Annotated in this window: 12 protein-coding genes and 1 pseudogene; 7 read left to right on the forward strand and 6 right to left on the reverse strand. The window is 70.9% G+C overall.

Annotated elements, in window-relative coordinates; genetic code table 11:
• Nucleotides 1–42: 42 nt before the first annotated feature.
• From pglX to wrbA, 3 genes are all read right to left on the reverse strand, one after another.
• The gene (gene pglX / locus IEZ04_RS05735) at nt 43–3,669 is read right to left on the reverse strand and encodes a BREX-2 system adenine-specific DNA-methyltransferase PglX (RefSeq protein WP_189215573.1); all 3,627 of its coding nucleotides are present in this window, start codon (nt 3,667–3,669) and stop codon (nt 43–45) included.
• Nucleotides 3,666–8,384 carry a BREX system serine/threonine kinase PglW gene (gene pglW, locus IEZ04_RS05740; RefSeq protein ID WP_189215574.1) on the reverse strand — a complete coding sequence of 1,573 codons (4,719 nt, stop codon included), beginning with the start codon at nt 8,382–8,384 and terminating at the stop codon, nt 3,666–3,668. The genes pglX and pglW overlap by 4 nt, the downstream gene beginning before the upstream one ends.
• A gap of 175 nt (nt 8,385–8,559) precedes the next feature.
• Nucleotides 8,560–9,165, reverse strand: a complete 606-nt coding sequence (gene wrbA, locus IEZ04_RS05745) for an NAD(P)H:quinone oxidoreductase (protein ID WP_189215575.1) — start codon at nt 9,163–9,165, stop codon at nt 8,560–8,562.
• 318 nt (nt 9,166–9,483) lie between these two features.
• Here wrbA and IEZ04_RS05750 point away from each other — a divergent pair, with 318 nt between their 5' ends.
• The 4 genes from IEZ04_RS05750 (at nt 9,484) to IEZ04_RS05765 (ending at nt 12,430) form a co-directional block, all read left to right on the forward strand.
• Nucleotides 9,484–9,873, forward strand: coding sequence for a cell division protein SepF (locus IEZ04_RS05750; protein WP_189215576.1), 390 nt, complete (start codon nt 9,484–9,486; stop codon nt 9,871–9,873).
• Nucleotides 9,874–10,024: 151 nt separating this feature from the next.
• Nucleotides 10,025–11,236 (forward strand): AAA family ATPase, encoded by a 1,212-nt coding sequence (locus IEZ04_RS05755; RefSeq protein WP_189215577.1) that lies wholly within the window; start codon nt 10,025–10,027, stop codon nt 11,234–11,236.
• Nucleotides 11,237–11,323: 87 nt separating this feature from the next.
• On the forward strand, nt 11,324–11,671 hold the full coding sequence (locus tag IEZ04_RS05760; RefSeq protein ID WP_189215578.1) for a nucleotide pyrophosphohydrolase: 348 nt from the start codon (nt 11,324–11,326) through the stop codon (nt 11,669–11,671).
• A 288-nt stretch (nt 11,672–11,959) separates the two neighbouring features.
• Complete coding sequence (locus IEZ04_RS05765) at nt 11,960–12,430, forward strand: DUF6099 family protein (protein WP_189215579.1); 471 nt, start codon at nt 11,960–11,962, stop codon at nt 12,428–12,430.
• 42 nt (nt 12,431–12,472) lie between these two features.
• On the opposite strand, the gene IEZ04_RS05770 is transcribed toward IEZ04_RS05765, so the two are convergent.
• Both IEZ04_RS05770 and IEZ04_RS05775 read right to left on the reverse strand, forming a co-directional pair.
• Nucleotides 12,473–13,348: a PhzF family phenazine biosynthesis protein gene (locus tag IEZ04_RS05770; protein WP_189215580.1), complete on the reverse strand. Its 876-nt coding sequence runs from the start codon at nt 13,346–13,348 to the stop codon at nt 12,473–12,475.
• Between the two features lie 93 nt (nt 13,349–13,441).
• A complete protein-coding gene (locus tag IEZ04_RS05775) occupies nt 13,442–13,810 on the reverse strand; it encodes a hypothetical protein (RefSeq protein ID WP_189216062.1) in 369 nt (122 codons plus the stop codon).
• Between the two features lie 248 nt (nt 13,811–14,058).
• Between IEZ04_RS05775 and IEZ04_RS05780 the strand changes: the two genes are divergently transcribed.
• From IEZ04_RS05780 to IEZ04_RS05790, 3 genes and pseudogenes are all read left to right on the forward strand, one after another.
• Nucleotides 14,059–14,982, forward strand: coding sequence for an LLM class F420-dependent oxidoreductase (locus IEZ04_RS05780; protein ID WP_189215581.1), 924 nt, complete (start codon nt 14,059–14,061; stop codon nt 14,980–14,982).
• A gap of 201 nt (nt 14,983–15,183) precedes the next feature.
• Entirely contained in the window at nt 15,184–16,665 is a 1,482-nt protein-coding gene (locus tag IEZ04_RS05785) for a 3' terminal RNA ribose 2'-O-methyltransferase Hen1 (RefSeq protein ID WP_189215582.1), read from the forward strand.
• A pseudogene (locus IEZ04_RS05790) lies at nt 16,662–17,447 on the forward strand (AAA family ATPase); the annotation flags it as partial. The gene IEZ04_RS05785 and the pseudogene IEZ04_RS05790, both read left to right, overlap by 4 nt.
• Nucleotides 17,448–17,598: 151 nt before the next feature.
• On the opposite strand, the gene IEZ04_RS05795 reads toward IEZ04_RS05790, so the two are convergent.
• Complete coding sequence (locus tag IEZ04_RS05795) at nt 17,599–17,850, reverse strand: hypothetical protein (protein WP_189215583.1); 252 nt, start codon at nt 17,848–17,850, stop codon at nt 17,599–17,601.
• Between the last annotated feature and the right edge of the window lie 166 nt (nt 17,851–18,016).

Raw genomic sequence — 18,016 nt, forward strand, 5'->3', positions numbered from 1 at the left:
GCACAGCACTACCTGTGTGTGGGGCCGTCGTCGTGAGTCGGACTACTTCTTGCTGGTACGGCGGCCACGCGCCGCGGCGGCGGGACGCCAGGCGCGCAGATCATCGTCCGTGAGGCCGTGCTCGCCCTGGACCATCTGCCGGTCGCCCCTGAAGAACGCAGCGGGGGAGGCGCCGAAGGTGGCGTCGAACTCGTCGTGCCACTGGTCGAGCCAGGGCTGAAGTTCCAGCAGCCCGGCCAGGAAGGGCGTCAGTTCCTCCGTGGTCAGCGACTCGTTCGCGGCGATGTACGCGTCGAGGGCGTACGCCTGCTCCCGGTGGTCCCAGCCGGCCCAGCCGTACAGGTCGGGGGTGGCCACGTTGCTGTTTCCGTAGGAGATGAAGCGCTCCTTCGGCACGTCGAGCTTGCCGCGCGCACGCCAGTAAGAGGGGCGCAGGAAGTCCGCGGAGGTGTACTTCGGCGGTACGGGGATGCTGTCCCGGATCTTCCGCTTGGTCGGCTCGTCCGGAGCGGCGTCTTCCTGCCGCTGGAGGTCCCAGACGTGCTCCCAGTCCGCGCGCTTCTTCAGCCCGGACGGCTTGTAGCGCAGCGCGGCGAGGAACGGCACGTGCTCGTCGGTCATCAGCTCGGCAACGACGGCGGGCAGTTCCTTGCGGGGAGCGTAGATCTTCGCAACGGAGACGAAGTCCTCGTCACGGGAAAGGGCATCGGTAAGCCGAGAAAGGGTGACGAGAGCGGGCATGTCGTTCTCGTCGTACCAATGCTCGCGGCTCTCGATCCGGTCAAGCAGCCAGGACCGGAGGGCCTTCTCCTGGAGCGCGTCCCACCCTTCGGTGGCCCAGCGCCGCTTGTACTCCGGCCGCTCGACCATGCCAATGGCGCGGTTTGACTCGATGGCGTCGATCCGCTTCTGCACGACCTCGCGGTAGGCGGCGGGCCAGTGCGCGGGTATCTCCTTGATGGGCGTGGACCCGTGCCGCTTGAACCACTCGTCGCTGGCCTCACCCGCGGCTACACGCCGCGCTAGTACTATTTCGAACGCGCGCTCTCCGAGAGAAATCTCGGGAATCTCGAGGGAGTAGGGATCATCGGAGACACGGAGATCTTCGGAGCATAGGTTGTAAATCGAGTAGACCTGCCAGTCGAGCTCCTCTTGAAGGGTGATCATGCGGGCGCGGGTGGAGTGCCAAGTCATCTGTGCTTCGCGGAGCACACGGCCGTCGGGCACTGCATCAGCAGTGATAGCAGACGGGCTCACAGTCGCGAGTTTTTGAGCCGCAGCATCCAGAGCAGTGGCGATGGCGGTGGGGTAGGAAGAAGGAAGAGGGAACTCCGCCAATTTGGTCCCGGTGAATTCGTAACTCCATGACCAGGGCTGGTCGGACTGGCCCCCGCCGGACTCCGGGCTACCGCCCTTCTTGTGGCTTACCTGCTTCAGCCAAAACCCGGCAGCCGAGCTATTGAGCAAGCCAAGCAGTCGCAGATACTGTTCCTCACTGGAGCCCGCCTGCAACTTAATCACTGGCGCGGTACGGATGAAGACCTTTTTGTGGCGGTTCAGCGCAAAATGATTGTGAGTAGCCACAAAAGGGAACGCAATCGAGAACCGGGTGTTGTATCGCTTTTTGAAGAACATCGAATACTCGAACCACTCGAGGCCGCGCTCCAGTTGAGTCTTACCGAAAGCGACACGGTCCCGCAGGAAAACTCGAGAAGGCCAGAGTAGCCGCTCCACAGCTTCCGGTGCTACAGCTACCAGATCGTCTTCATCGTACGGCCACAGCGATTGAGTTGAATCGTTGACGAGATAGTCTCGGACTTGTTCACCTTCAACCAGCTGGCGCTGCTGAGGCGTAGGAATGTCGTGGCGACGTAGTGCTCCTGCGCCGATCATGTAGGCACCGTCTTCGCGGGTGACCGCTCCCGCCCCTAGCTCATCTGTGATAGACGCCAGTTCCGCTTTACTGTTAGTAACCAGCTGCTCGACCATCTCTAGGCCGCCATCTGTCAGAATCCACGGCTGCTTGCCGAAGTAACGTGCTCTTTCTAGATCGTCGACTGAAACCCACTGGCTAAACGATCCTGGTTGATCGATTTGCTTCACGATCGCATTCCAGACCAGTCCGTCTTCACCCTTATCGGGAGCGACAGGCTCTCCTTGAACGCTTCGTACTGTCCTCACCGTTGCGACGCGATGCGATCCCCCACGTCGCCTGCCGACAAGGATGACCGTCGGAGTTCCATGTCCGGGAATGTAGGCGCCAGATGTGTCGATGACCTCAGTCAGCTCCACCTCATGCCTGAAGTGCGTTTCAATAAGTGAAGTCCCGAACTCTCGCTTCATGAACGAGTTGGCTGTAATCTGCCCGACCATGCCATACCCGAGTCCGGTTTCGGCATTGCCGATAGTCGCCAACTCAAAGAATCGCTGAGCAAAGGGTACCGAAAGGGCGTAGGATCCTGCGCAGGCGTCGTACAGGTCTCGATAGAGCTGATTGAGCTTCTTGTCTTTAACTGTAATGTATGGTGGATTGCCAACTACAACGTGGTACCTCCCTGGCTGGAGAATGTCCGGGTGTTTGTGTACGTCCTCGGTTTCGTACTTGAATTCGGCGAGCTCGTCTGCGCCCTCTTCCTCCGAATCATCGAACAGGTTCCCCTGCCGATGCCGGTGCTTGATCAACGAGTCACCTACTGCCAAGTGCACAGGCCACTCGTACACCGCCGCCTCCGCCAACGTCCGCACCCGACTCGCAGCCATGGCAGCAACAAGCAACCGGAACCGCGCAATAGCCACAGCGAACGGGTTGATATCCACCCCGTGCACCGAGTCCAACGCCGCCCGCACCCGCTCATGCACATCCCGCCCCGGCTGCCCCTCAGCCCAAAGCCGAACCAGCCGCCGAAACGCCCCCAACACAAAGTGCCCCGACCCGCACGTAGGGTCGATCATCTTCAGGTCCTCGTACCCGAACTCCCGCACCGCCGGAGTCATCGTCCGGTCAAGGATGAACTCCTCCACAAACTCCGGCGTTTGGAGCAGCGCATACGTCTTCCGCGCGGACTCGCTCAGGTCCTGGTACAGGTCACCCAGGAACCGGGTGTCCCAGCCCCGCGTACCGTCGCCGTCCTCCTCCAGCGGGTCGGTGAAGTCGTGGACCAGGACACCGTCCTCGTCCCGCTCCCGCCAGAAGTCGATCAGCTCCCGCGCCCCGTCATGGGACAGCGGTATCTGGTACAGCGGGTTGTGCCGCTGGTCGAACAGCAGCCGGCCCGCCTGCCCGGAGCCCAGGTCGGCGAATGCCTTCTCCAGCCAGCCGCGGTACGTCGGGTCCTCGTCGGTCGCCACGTACTCCTGGTACCGCGCCAGCGCCAGGTCCCGGCGGTCGTCCTCCGGACCCGTCAGGTACGGCTCGGGTATCAGCCGGTTGTCCTCGCAGAACCGGACGAACACCGTGCCCAGCACCCAAGCCACCGCGGCCTGCGTGACGCGCTCGTTCAGCCACGAGTTCCACGTCGCCGCCGTACGGCCCAGCTTGCGGGCCTGGTCGTACTCGCCCTTCAGGCGGACGCCGACCTCCCAGACGGCTTTCACCTGTTGCCCGAGGTCGGCCTCGACCGCCTTCACCTGCTGCTTCAGGTCTTCCAACAGCGCCTTGCGGTCGATCACGAGCCGCCCCCCTCAGTCTCACCTAACGCACCGGCGTCGGAGCCGGTGCCCGTACCCGCGCCGGACCGGTGGTTGTTGTTCACCCACGAGTCCGGCAGTTCTATCCATTCGCCCAGGCCCGCCTGGTACGGCACCGCGACGGAACCGAGCCTCGGCTCCCGCGCCGGGTCGCTCTGCGGGACCAGCAGCCACAGGCCGCGTCCGCCCTGCCGCGCCGCACTGGCCAGGCGGCCCAGGACGCCCATCGCGTCGTACCGCGCGAACACCGCCGAGTCGGTCAGCAGCACCGGTCCCGGCGCCGCCCCCGTGCCCGTACCGGAGCCTGAAGCGGAGCCCGTACCGGCACCGCTCCGGCCCTCACCGGCCAGCAGCTCCCGCACCCGCGGTTCCACCGCGCCCCACGCCGTCCGCGCGTACTGGGCGAACTTCACCGCACCCCGCGAACCGGGCTCGGCCACGTCCGCCTTCAGCAGCGTCTCCCATGTCGGCTTGGTGCCCGGAGTGACGAGCGCGTGCATCGCCTCCAGGAACAGCGCGGTCACCGAGATCACCTCTGCTCCGGTCCGGTCCGCGCGGGCGAGCTGCTCCACCGCGTTGCACGACAGTCCCTGGCGGACGGTCAGTACCCGGAAGCCGTCCCGGCGCGCGGCGCCCATGAGCCGCTCCTCCGCCCGCACCGCGCTCGCCACCACCGGGTCGTCGGAGTAGCGGGTCGCCAGACCCAGCACCGTGGACTGGCGGCCGGCGCCCGCCGTCATGTAGCTGGAGGCGCTGTCCAGCCGCGTCGGCAGGTACCGCAGCGTCTGCGTGTCCTCGCGGGTCGACAGGGTCAGGTCGAAGCCCGCGTCGCGCAGTGCCTTGGTGAGCGGGCCGCCGGTCGGCAGCTCGTGCGTCGTACCGCCACGGCCGTCCGGCACGACCAGTTCGGGGAAGCGGGCCCGTACTCGCTCGTGCACGTCCTGGCCGGTCAGGCCTGGCTGTCGCTCCTCCGGTACGCCTGGGATCAGGCGGACCAGACCAGCCTGCGTCAGGCGCAGTGCGCGGACCAGCGGCAGGTCGCGCGGGTAGATCTCCAGGCGGGGCGTGGCCGCCGCGTTGGCGGAGGCGGCGGCGGCCAGTTCCACCAGGCGCCGTTCGTCCCAGTCCAGCGTGCCCGGCGGCGGCGTCAGGGCGCTCAGTTCGGCCAGGACCGTCGAGGCCGTGGGCAGGGTGTCCAGGTCCGTCAGCCTGTCGGCCTTGCGGCCCAGGCGGATCGCGTACTCCAGCAGGCCGGGGGCGGTCGGGGTGTCGGGGGCGTCGCCCTCGCGCACGTCCAGGGCGAGCAGGCCCGCACCGAGGGACTCCTCGGTGGCCCGGCGGTTGGCCTGGTGCTGGAACTCCGCCTCGGCGGGCTCCAGTTGCTCCACTTCCACCACCGCCCGCACAGCCGCCAGCGCCAGCGCCCGGCGCTGCTCGCGCTCCGGGAGCTGCGTGCCGCGGCGCAGGACGAGGGCGTCGGCGATCTCGGCGGCAGGGGCCACCCGGCCGAGGCCGGCTAGGAGGTCCATGATCTCTTCGCGCAGGGCCTGGACCGCCGGGTCCTTCTTCCAGCGCTTGCGCTCCTCCTTGAGAAGCTTGGAGACCGCGGGCGCGGACATGCCCAGCCGGTCGGCCACGTCCTTCTGGAAAGGCCAGACACCGATGTCGGGCAGGGCGCCGCGCTCGTCGGGGAGGCGCAGCAGCAGCCGTACGGCCTCGATCTTGGTGCGGTTGGCGCCGTTGTTGTTCGGTTCCGGGACGAGGAGGGTGGTGAGGGTGTCCAGGCTGAGGGAGCGCAGTCGGATCTCGGGGCGGTCGTCGGCGGCACCCGGTGTGCCGGTCGCGGCGGCCCCGGCGGCGGCCGTGACCTGTTCCAGTTCCTCCCTGGCCTCCGCGCGGCCACGCGGCGTCAGTGGTGACACCGGGGCCTGGCTCAGCAGCTGGCCCCACTCGCGCTGACGGCTCTGCAGCTCGCCGCGCGTCTTGGCGCCGAGGCCGGGGGCGTTCAGCAGCTTGCGGCGGCTGTAGTCCAGGAGCTGGCCGACGGTGGTGATGCCCAGGCCGTACACGAACGATTCGGCAGCGGGGGTGAGACCCGCCGCCGACAGGTGCGTGTCCCGGGTGACCTGCTGGGCCAGCAGGTCACGCTGCTGCTGGGCCGTGAGGGGTTCGGCGTCCGCGATGGCGGGCTGTCCCGGGCGGCCGGGCGCGGCCTCGCCCTTCGCCGCCGTCTCGCCGTTGCGGGGGCGGTGGCTGGACGGGACGGTCTGCGAGGCGTCCAGGAAGATCTTCTTCCAGGCGTCGCGCATCGGCTTCAGCTCGGGGAAGCGGCGGGAGGTGTCGCGGTGCAGGGCCTTCTGGAAGAAGGCCGTCAGGCCGTCCGCCACGGGGCGTTCGAAGGCGTCGGACTCGATCCTCGGGTGGGGCCACTCCTCCGGGTCCGTCATGTGCGGCGGCACCGAGCCGTCGCCCCACTTGGGCAGCTCGCCCGAGGCCATCTGGTGCAGGGTGACCGCCAGCGCGTACCGCTCGGCGTGCGAGTCGTACGCGGTACGGGTCAGCCTGCCGATGAACGGGTCGAGATAGCCCTCCGTGCCCGCCTCGTAGTCCTTGGCGGGGTAGCCGGCGAGGGAGAAGTCGATGAGGACGAGCTCGCGGGTGCGGTTGGGGCGGACGCGGATGGCGATGTTGTCGGGCTTGATGTCGCGGTGCCAGACGCCCTCGCCCTCCAGGAAGTCCACGGCGCCGAAGAGGTAGTCGCCGTACGCCTCCAGCTGGTCCATCGGGAGCCGGCCGCGCTCGCGGAGCTGCCGGGCGACGGTCTCCTCGCGGCCCCGGGTGCGGGAGCCGCCGGACTCGGCGGGGTCCGTGGTCTCCTCGCGCTCGTCGCCCACGTACTCCAGCGCGAGGACCGTACGGCCGCCGATGTGCAGCGGTTCCGGCTCGACAAGGCGGATGACCCGGGAGTCGGCGCGCAGCCGTCGCATCACCTCGGCCTCGCCGACCAGGAACTTGCTCCGGTTGTCGGAGAGCGCCACCTTGAGCACGGCGAGCGGCCGTGTCCTGCGGGCCTCCGCCTCCAGGTCACGGACGAGGAAGGCGCGGCTGGTGGACCCGGTGCCCAGACGGCGGACGATCTCCCAACGGTCCGCGAGGACGTCGCCGCGTACGGCCTCCAGAGGGTCCTTCTCGGGGGCGGCGGGGGCGGGAGCCGGAGCGGTGAGGGTGTCCTCGACCAGCTCCAGCATCTCCAGGAACTCATCGACCGTGGACAGGCGGCGCTCCGGGCGGTACGCGGTCGCGGCCTGCACCAGGAAGTCGATGTCCTCCGACAGGTCGTCCACCAGCGAGCTGGGCCGGAGACCCTCGCCGGCCTCCAGGCGGGCCAGCAGCTCGGCCTGGCTGGCGGCCGGGGCCTTGCCGGTGACCAGGAGGTAGGTGAGGACACCGAGGCCGTACACGTCGAGGTAGACCGGGTCGGCATTCAGGGCGGTCAGCTCGGGTGCGAGGTAGGGGTCGGAGTCGTCCGCCAGGTGGGTCGCGGACAGGGCGGTCGGTGCGTGGCGTGTCCGGCCGGGCGCCGCGCCGCTGGTGCCGCCGCGGTGCGTGGCGATCTGCCAGTCGGATATCTCCAGACGCGGGTTGAGCCAGGCCGCGTCCTCGCCCAGCGCCTGGTCGCGGGGGCCGCGGTTGCGCGGGACGACGTGCACGGAGCGGGCGGCGAGCGCGCGGTGGTAGAGACGGCTGGAGTGCGCCGAGCGCATCGTTTCTGCAAGCTGCCGCACCAGCGCCATACGGCTCAGGACGTCGAGCTTCGGCCCGTACTGGAGCAGGTACTCGTCCAGACGCAGGGTCTCGGGGTGGTAGTCGAAGATCAGAGCCGGGCCGGCGGAGTGCCCCGACGGGTCGTACTGCTTGAGCTCGACGGCTCCCGGGTGCTTGAACCGGCGCAGGACCGCGGCCTCGCGCCGGGCCGCGTTCTCCACGGACCGGCGGAGGGTGGCGTCGGAGCCGCGCTCGCGCAGATAGATCCGTACGCGGGCGATCTCGGGCAGCTCGCTGTGCTTGGCCAGGTAGTCGGCCCAGGTGGGGCCGGAGTCGAAGGACTTGCGTTCCAGGTGGTACGGGCCGACCGTGAACTCGGCGTCGCTCTTGCGGATACCGATCCGTTCCAGCGCTGCCTTGATCTCGCGCGAGTCGATGGCGGTGATACGGCGGCGCTCGTCGCGCGGCGCCTGCTTGAGCATCGCCACCAGGTCGTCGACCTTGAACACGCCGTTCTGGTCGTGGGCCGGGAGCCGGACGCGCAGGGAGCCCTCGGTGAAGCAGACGGCCTCGCCGACGTACACCCGCTTCCTCGGGCCCAGCAGGCCCGCCAGTTCCTTGGCCTTCTTGTTGACCAGGTGGAGCGGGTTGCCGTGCGGGCGGCGGTGACCTCCGGGCGTGGTTTGTATCCAGGTGCCGTTCTCACTGGTGAGCGAGCCGTGCCAGTTCTTGAGCTCGATCATGTAGACGCCGCCGGGAGCGACGATCAGAAGGTCGACCTCGCGCACGTGCCCGGTGTTGGCGGTGAAGGTGAAGTTCGACCAGGCGCGCCACGGGTCGGAGTCGGGCAACTTCTCCCGGATGGCCTCCAGCCCGCGGCGCTCGTGGTCGAACTCGGACTCGGTGACCGTGGTCCACCGGCCTTCCCGCATGCGCTGCCCCCGCCCTCTTCAACTCCCGGCACCCGACCGCCAGTACGGCCGGCCGACCCGTCCGCCGCGCTGCGGCGGACGGTGGATGTGCAAAGAGATACTAAGGGTGATCTTTGATGTTTGAGTCCGATTGTGGGGCGACAGCGGCGATCAACTGGCGTGGGCGCAGCCGCCCTCAGCTCACCCGCAACCGCTCCGCGATGTCCGCCAGATGCCGCCCCTGGTACCGGGCCGCCTCCAGGGTGGCCGCGTCCGGGCCCTCGCCGCCGCCGCTGGGCCAGCTCGTGCCGTACGGGTTGCCGCCCGCCGCGTAGAGCAGGGGGTCGGTGTAGCCGGGCGGGACGATGACGCAGCCCCAGTGGTAGAAGACGTTGTTCAGGGACAGGAGCGTGGACTCCTGGCCGCCGTGGCGGTTCATGGCGGAGGTGAAGCTCGTCGCGGGGTTGCTGGCGAACACGCCCGCCTGCCACAGGCCGCCGGCCTGGTCGATGAACTGCTTCAGCTGGGCACTTACGTTGCCGAAGCGGGTCGGGGTGCCGAACGCGTACGCGGTCGCCCACTCCAGGTCCTCCAGGGTCGCCTCGGGCACCTGGTTCTTCGTGGCGTCGACGTGCGCGCGCCAGGCGGGGTTGGCGTCGACGGCGGAGTCCGGGGCCAGCTCGGGCACCCGGCGGAGGCGGACGTCCGCGTTGCGGGCGGCGGCACCGGCCGCGACGGCCTCGGCCAGCTGGTGGACATTGCCGGTGGCGCTGTAATAGATCACGGCGACGCGGACACTCATGGGGACGGCTCCCGGGGATCGGTGGATCGGGTCTCCCACTGTTCCCGGGAAGCGGGCGGTCCGGTCGTGCCGCACCGCCGTACGGTCGCGCCGTCTCCCCCGAAGGTGTCAATGCCGTCCCGGGCGCAACGCTCCGGCGGCCAGCGGGTACCGTACGGGGATCACCGCGCAGTCGGCTGCCCGACCGGGTACGGGAGCGGGTTCCGGCCGTTGTGCCGAATGGGGGCGTAGCGGTCCGTGTCGTTGTTGGGCCGAACGGGTGACCTTGCGTAAGAATTGACTGGTGCAGACTTTCAGTGCGACCCAGGGGGAGGGCCGGTGAACAGCCACGATGTCACCGACGAACAGTGGGAGGGGCTCGCCCAGGTCGTTCCGTTGCGGGGCCGGGACGCATGGCCGTCCGCGGTCGGGCACCGTTCGATCCCCGATGCGGAGACGGAGGCGCGGCGCCGCTTCGTCGTGCTGCGGGTCAACGTGTTCGCCGACGCCCGTGACGTCGCCGAGACCCTGATGGCGGGCATACCGGTCCTGCTGGACCTCACGGGCGCCGAGGGCGAGGTCGCCAAACGGGTGCTGGACTTCAGCACCGGCGTCGTCTTCGGCCTGGGCAGCGGGATGCACCGCGTCGACCGGAACGTGTTCCTGCTCACTCCGCCCGGTACCCAGGTCGGCGGAATGATGGAGGAGGCCGGGGTCCCCGGCCTGTGACGCGCCGCGCCGGCCGACCCGGCGCGCGCGGTCCGGACGGGGCGCGCGTACGGGCCCGGCGCGCACCGGCGGCTCCAGGCGGTCCCCCGATCGTGGGAAGGGCGCGAGGGCGGAACGGTTCCCCCGGCGGACCGGTGCCTACCGTCCGCCCATGACCGTCTCGTCGCCGTCGACGCCCCGTCCCCGCCCCCGCTCCGCCTCCCGTACGGCCGCCGCACCCGGTCCGGCCGCGGCGGCCCGTCCCGGCCGGCCCGGCATCGTCGAGCTGCGGCTGTCCGCCTTCGCCGGGCACCGCGCCGCCGTCCTGCCGCTGGGACCGGTGACCTTCCTCGCCGGCCGCAGCGGCAGCGGCAAGTCCACCGCGCTGCGGGCGTTCGAGGCGCTGGCCCGGCTCGGCGGCGGAGCCGTCCTGCACGAGGTGTTCCCGGAGCCGGTCGCATGCGTACCGGAGCGGGCCCGGCCCGACGCCCAGCGGCGACGCGGCTTCCGCATCGGCTGCACGGCCGACGGCCCGGAGGGTCCGGTACGGCTCGACGTCGCCGTCCAGGCCGAGCCCGAGCTGCGGGTCGTCGGCGAGCGGCTGACCGGGGGCGGACAGGTCCTGCTGGAGACGGCCCTGCGCGACCCCGGCCGCCCCGTCGTCCAGGCGGCCTGGCACACCGCGGGATCGGCCCCCGTCACGCGCGGCCCCCTCCCCGACGACCGGCTCGGTACGGCCCTGTTGCCGCTGCGCGTCGCGGGCCGGACCGACGGCCAGCGCCGGGTGCTCGCCGCGGCCGAGCAGATGGTGGTCGCCCTGCGCTCCGTCTTCCCGTGCGACCCGCGGCCCGGCGCGATGCGCGGCCCGGTGCCGCTCGGCCCGGGACGGCTGCTGCGCGGCTGCGACAACCTCGCCGAGGTGCTGTGGCGTACGCGTACGGAGTGCGGGCGGCGGCACGCGCGGCTCGTCGAGGCGGCCCGCGCCGGGTGCGCGGGCCCGGTCGCGGACGTGTCGGCGGCGCCGCTGGGCGACGGCACGGTACGGGCGCTGCTGGACCGGGGCGACGGGACGCGTACCCCGCTGGCGCTGCTCGGCGACGGTGAACTGCGGTACCTGGCCCTCGCCCTGGTGCTGCTGACCGGGCCGGGGGTGCTGGAGGTGGATCCGGCGGGGGAGGTGCCCGCGGCCCTCCAGGGCCTGACCGTCCTGGCCGACGGGTTCGACCGCGCCCTGGACGCGCGGCAGACGCGCGAGCTGGTGCGGCTCTCGGCCCATGTGGGTGAGCGCGGGCACATCCGGCTGGTGGGCGCGGTCGGCGACGCGACGGCCACCGCCGAGGTGCGCGGGACGCACGGGGTGACCGTGGTGGAGATGGGCGGGTGACGGGCCACCGGACGGTGGACGGGGACGGGCCACCGGACGGGGACGGGCCACCGGACGGCCGGTGGCCGGGTGGTACACCTTGACCCCGTGACCGAACCGGACCTGGACCTGGACCTGGCGACCCTGCAGCGACGCCTCGCCGACTTCGCGGCGGCCCGCGACTGGCAGCGGTACCACACCCCCAAGAACCTCGTGGCCGCGCTGAGCGTCGAGGCCTCCGAACTCGTCGAGATCTTCCAGTGGCTGACTCCGGAGGAGTCGGCGCGCGTCATGGAGGACGCGGAGACGGCCCACCGCGTGCGCGACGAGGTCGCCGACGTGCTCGCCTACCTGCTCCAGCTGTGCGAGGTGCTCGGGGTCGACGCCCTCGCGGCGCTGGACGCCAAGATCGACCGCAACGAGCGGAGGTTCCCGCCGGATATGCGGGTGGAATAACCACCTCCGGAGAGAGTTCCGAAGGCAGGCGGGAAGCGGGCCGGAAGCGAGACGGCGGCGGGCCGGAAGCGAGACGGCAGCGGGCGGGCGGCGGGCAAAGGAGGGCGGGAAGGAAGTCACTCCTTCCGTTCGTCACTCTCCGTAGTGGTCGAGTTGTCCGAGGCCAACTTGTTGTCCACAGATTTCGGTCTTCCTCTGGCTTTTCGTCCCACCTGCCTTCACTCTGGGTAGTGGCAGCGGAGTTAGGGCGGACGTGCGAACAGCGCGTCGGACAGACGGGGACAGCGCATGGACGCGGTGCGGCTCATCGTGGCGAGCAAGCGTGCCCTGGCGGGAAGCGGAGAACAGCGCGATGTCATGACGGAGGCCTGGCAGGCCCAGGCCCTGGCCCAGGCGATAGGCAGCCGCCTCGCGGTGTCGGGTCCTCCCGAGCTGCGGGGCGAGGCCCTCGGGCTGACCGAGTTGTCGGGCAGAGGATGCGGGGTCCTCGACACCCCGGCGCTCACGGTCGACGCTCTGCGGGCCGCCCAGCTCACCGAGCTGGGCGACGCCCGCCAGGCGCTCCTGTCCCTCGGCGGTCTCCTCGGCGAGGTGGGCATCGCCCTCGTGGGCATAGCCTCCGCGGCGGACGACGAGGCGACGTACTGGCAGTGCATGGAGGCCATCGACGCGGCCGACGAGTCCCGGGACCGGGTGCTGGAGATGTTGCGCCGCCTGGCGGCCAGGGACCAGGCGCTGCCCGAGCGGGAGGCGGGCTGACGGCGGGGGCGCGCCCGCCGTGCCGGGCGGCGCGGCCGGACGTCAGGCGATCACGGTGGCCGTGCCCGAGACGGTGATGCCGCCCTCGGCCGGGACCCGCACGCGCAGCAGACTGGGGCGTCCCACGTGGCGACCCTGGTGGATCACGACCGCGCCGGTGCCGGTCGCCCCGAGCAGACCGGTGTCGCGGAGGTAGGCGCCCACGGAGGCGGCCGCCGACCCCGTGGCCGGGTCCTCGGTGATCGCGCCGACCGGGAAGAGGTTCCGCGCCTCGAACCGCTGCTCACCGTCCCGCTCGCCGAGCGACTTCAGCACCGTGACCGTACCGAGCCACCGCTGTTCGTCCATGAGCACGCGCAGGACGTCCGGGTCGAAGGAGAAGCCGTCGAAGGTGTCCTGGTCGGCGAGGACGAGGACCGGATGGGTGTTGCCGGCGAACGCCTGCCGGGGCGGACGGGCGGGATCCAGGTCGTCCTCCGAGAGGCCGAGGACACCGAGCAGCCGTGCCAGGACGTGTGCGTCGAGCGGTTCCACCCGTGGCTGCACGCTCGTGAACGAGGCGATCACCTCGTCGCCCTCCCGTGCGATGTCGATCCGCACCTCTCCGGCGGACGTCTCGAACAGGAACGCGTCGGCCTCGGTCCGCCGGGCCAGCGCGACGGCCGTCGCCACGGTGGCGTGCCCGCAGAACGGCACCTCGGCGGTGGGGGAGAAGTACCGCATGCCCGCGCGCCGCGGCCGGCCGTCGTCCGGGGGCCGTACGACGAACGCGGTCTCGGAGTGACCCACTTCCGCCGCGACGGCCTGCATCTCCGTGTCGGACATGCCCCGTGCGTCGAGGACGACCCCGGCGGGGTTGCCTCCGGCCACAGTCGCGGGGAAGGCGGCCAGGTGGAGCACGGAATCGGGATCGATCATGGCTGAGACGGTACCCCCCGGGGACGGCTCGGGGCCGTCCCGGTCCCCGCCCCCGCCCCCGCCCCCGGCATCACGAGGGCCTCGGGCGGCGGTTCAGGCGGAAGCGGTGCCGGTGCCGTCGGCCGGGATGTCCGGCGCGCTGTCCGCCGGGGCGGCCGCCGTGCTCTCCGTCGCAGTGGTGCCCGGGCCGTCTGTCGCAGTGGTGCCCGGGCCGTCTGTCGCAGTGGTGCCCGAGCCGTCCGTCGGAACCGTCGTCGCCGGGGTGGCCGGAAGCGTCGGTGTGCCGGGCGCCGGGGTGCCGGCCGCCGGGGTGGGCCGGGAGTGCGAGAGGTCCGCGTCGAGCCGGGACAGGTCGGCGTTGAGGGCCGCCATCAGCTCCTCCATCTGCTGCAGCAGTCCTCCCGGCTGCGCGGGCGCGGTCCGTTCCGGCACGGCGGCTCCGGCTTCGGCTTCCTGGGACATCACGGCCTCCTGGGCCCTCGGCCCCGAAAGCGGGGCCCGTCGGTGAACGCCCCGGCAGCGGCCGCCGGCGACGGGTGCCGGGCGGTCCGGCTCCGCCCACGCCAACGACGGCCGTTCGGCCCGGTCACTGGACCCGGACGCGGCGCGGGCCCCGGTTGACGCGTTTTCACCCGACCGGGGCGACCGGGGCGGAGAGGGCGTCCGGGACCGGTGGCGGCGGCCCGTCCGCGAGCGTGCAGGATGGAGCCATGGATCTCCGCATCTTCACCGAGCCCCAGCAGGGCGCCACCTACGACACCCTCCTCACCGTCGCCAAGGCCACCGAGGACCTCGGCTTCGACGCCTTCTTCCGCTCGGACCACTACCTGCGCATGGGATCGGTGGACGGCCTGCCCGGCCCCACCGACGCGTGGATCACCCTCGCCGGTCTCGCCCGGGAGACCAGGCGCATCCGGCTCGGCACCCTGATGACCGCCGGTACCTTCCGGCTGCCCGGCGTCCTCGCCATCCAGGTCGCGCAGGTCGACCAGATGTCCGGCGGCCGGGTCGAGCTCGGTCTCGGCGCGGGCTGGTTCGAGGAGGAGCACAAGGCGTACGGCATCCCCTTCCCGAAGGAGAAGTTCGCGCGCCTGGAGGAGCAGCTCGCCATCGTGACCGGCCTGTGGGCGACGGAGGTCGGCCAGACCTTCAGCTACGACGGCGACCACTACCAGCTGACCGACTCGCCCGCGCTGCCCAAGCCCGCGCAGCCCAAGGTGCCCGTGCTCATCGGCGGCCACGGTGCCAAGCGCACCCCGGCGCTCGCCGCGCGCTACGCGGACGAGTTCAACATCCCGTTCGCCTCCCTCGAGGACAGCGAGCGGCAGTTCAAGCGGGTGCGCGCGGCGGCCGAGGAGGCCGGGCGCAAGGGCGACGACCTGGTGTACTCCAACGCGCTGGTGGCCTGTGTCGGCAAGGACGACGCCGAGGTGGCCCGCCGCGCCGCCGCGATCGGCCGTGAGGTCGACGAGCTGAAGGCCAACGGTCTGGCCGGTTCCCCGGCCGAGGTCGTCGACAAGATCGGCCGCTACCGGGAGATCGGTTCCCAGCGGATCTACTTCCAGATCCTCGACCTCGACGACCTGGACCACCTGGAGCTGATCTCCGCCGAGGTGCAGTCGCAGCTCCGGTAGCGAGGTCCGATAGCGAGAAGCGGGCCGACCACCCGCGAACCCGGCCGCGCGAATAACCGAAGGCGCCGGTCGGGCGGCCTGTGGGATGGTTTCCGAAGTCGTCCTGCCGCGCCCCCAGGATCACCTCCTGGGGGCGTCGTGCGTACGGCGGCACCCCTGGACACCACTACCCCAAGAGCCCCCTCTGGAGAGGTCCTCCGGATGTTCCTGACGATCAGCACCACCGGCACCCCGGAACGCCCCGCGACCGAACTCGGTCACCTGCTGCACAAGCATCCCGACCACGCGCAGGCGTTCTCCACCTCCTACGGCACGGCGCACGTCCTCTACCCCGAGGCGAGCGACGAGCGCTGCACGGCGGCGCTGCTGCTGGAGGTGGATGCCGTGGCGCTGGTCCGGCGGGGCAAGGGCAAGGGGCGCGGCGGCGCACCCGACGCCGCGCTCGCGCAGTACGTCAACGACCGCCCGTACGCGGCCTCCTCGCTCCTCGCCGTGGCGCTGAGCAGAGTGTTCTCCACCGCGATGAAGGGCGTCTGCCGCGCCCGCCCCGAACTGCCGGGCGAGCCGCGCCCGTTGCGCGTGGAGATACCCGCGCTGCCCGCGCGCGGCGGCCCCGGCCTGGTGCGCGGACTGTTCGAACCGCTCGGCTGGGCCGTGACCGTCGACGCGGTGCCGCTGGACACCGAGTTCCCCGAGTGGGGCGACTCCCGTTACGTACGGCTGGTGCTGGAGTCGGCGGAGCTGACCCTGGCCGAGGCGCTGCGGCACCTGTACGTCCTGCTGCCGGTCCTCGACGACGCCAAGCACTACTGGGTGTCGGACGACGAGGTGGACAAGCTGCTGCGGGCCGGTGAGGGCTGGCTGCCGGCCCACCCCGAGCAGAAGCTGATCACCAGCCGTTATCTGTCGCGCCGCTGGTCGCTGACGCGTCAGGCCATGGAACGGCTGGAGCTCGTCCGGCTCGCCGAGGCGGACGACAGCGAGGTCGAGGAGATCGACAACGCGGTGGCGGAGGAGAGCGGGACGGAGGCCGACGAGAAGCCGACGCCGCTCGCCGTGCAGCGCCGGGACGCGATCCTCGGGGCGCTGCGGGAGGCGGGCGCCGCGCGGGTGCTCGACCTCGGCTGCGGGCAGGGCCAACTGGTGCAGGCCCTGCTGAAGGACCCGCGCCACACCGAGATCGTCGGCGTCGACGTGTCGGTGCGCGCGCTGACCGTCGCCGCGCGCCGGCTGCGGATCGAGCGCATGGGGGAGCGGCAGTCCTCGCGGGTCAGCCTGTTCCAGGGCTCGCTCACGTACACCGACAGCCGGCTCAAGGGGTACGACGCCGCCGTGCTCAGCGAGGTGATCGAGCACCTCGACCAGCCGCGGCTGCCCGCCCTGGAGTACGCGGTGTTCGGCTCGGCCCGCCCCCGCACCGTGCTCGTCACCACCCCGAACGCCGAGTACAACGTCCGCTGGGAGTCCCTCCCGGCCGGGCACGTCCGCCACGGCGACCACCGCTTCGAGTGGACCCGCGAGGAGTTCCGCGCCTGGGCGGAGGCGGTCGCGACGCGGCACGGCTACGCGGTGGAGCTCCGGCCGGTCGGGCCCGACGACCCCGAGGTCGGACCGCCCACGCAGATGGCCGTGTTCACCCTGCGAAGCATCACTGACACCGAGAAGGAGGCGACAGCGGCATGACGGAGACCGAGAACCGTACCGAGACGGTCCCGGGACGCGTCCTGCCCGTCACCGACCTCTCCCTCGTCGTGCTCGTCGGCGCCTCCGGCTCCGGCAAGTCCACCTTCGCCCGTCGGCACTTCAAGCCGACCGAGGTCATCTCCTCCGACTTCTGCCGCGGGCTCGTCGCCGACGACGAGAACGACCAGAGCGCGAGCGGCGACGCCTTCGACGTCCTGCACTACATAGCGGGCAAGCGGCTGGCGGCCGGCCGCCGGACCGTCGTCGACGCGACGAGCGTGCAGCAGGGCGCCCGCAAGCAGCTCATCGACCTGGCCCGGCAGTACGACGTGCTGCCCATAGCCATCGTGCTCGACGTGCCCGAGGAGGTGTGCGCGGCCCGCAACGCCGGCCGCGCCGACCGGGCCGACATGCCGCGCCACGTCATCCGGCGGCACACCCGGGAGCTCCGCCGCTCGCTGCGGCACCTGGAGCGCGAGGGCTTCCGCAAGGTGCACGTGCTGCGCGGCGCCGAGGAGGTCGAGGCGGCCACCGTCGTCACCGAGAAGCGCTTCAACGACCTCACCCACCTCACCGGACCCTTCGACATCATCGGCGACATCCACGGCTGCGCGTCCGAGCTGGAGACGCTGCTCGGCAAGCTCGGGTACGTGGACGGCACGCACCCCGAGGGCCGCACGGCCGTCTTCGTCGGCGACCTCGTCGACCGGGGCCCCGACACGCCGGGTGTGCTGCGTCGCGTCATGTCCATGGTCACAGCCGTTTCCAGGGGCGTCATTCCGTTCCGGATCATGGTCCCGACTGGCTGATCAACGGCTCACATAGCACGAGGCCACGGGTGGTGTCTCCCGTGGCCTCTCGTGTGTCCGCCGGGCCCGGTGCCCCGGGGCGGGGTCTCGTGCGCTCCGAGACCCCACGGAGGCCCGTCCCGGGCTATGTGGCGGCAGGCGGCTGCCCGTCCTGGTGCACGGGGGCCGGGAGGGACTGCGATTCCTCGGGCTGGGCGGCCTCTCTCCGGGCACGCTTCAGCTCCTGCCACGCCTCCCAGGCACGTCGGATCGACGCGAAGAAGTCAGGCAGTTGATCGACGAATTCCTTGAGAGCATGCAGGGCGCCCTTCAGGCAGTACAGCAGGATTGCCAGTACGCCGAAGACGGCGAGGATGGTGATCGTTGCCCCGTCCAACGGACCTCGGTCCCTTTCAGATCGGGTGACCGAGCGGGAGGCTTATGCGCAGGGCATTCGTCAGCTCGGCCACACATGAGTGGCTCGAACTGAGAAGCCCCGCGTCCGACGTATCGCCGGGATCTCAGTGGCAGGGCCTGGCCCTACCGTGGATCTCTAAACTGAA

It is taken from the genome of Streptomyces ruber, from assembly GCF_014648075.1.
Lineage (GTDB): Bacteria > Actinomycetota > Actinomycetes > Streptomycetales > Streptomycetaceae > Streptomyces > Streptomyces ruber.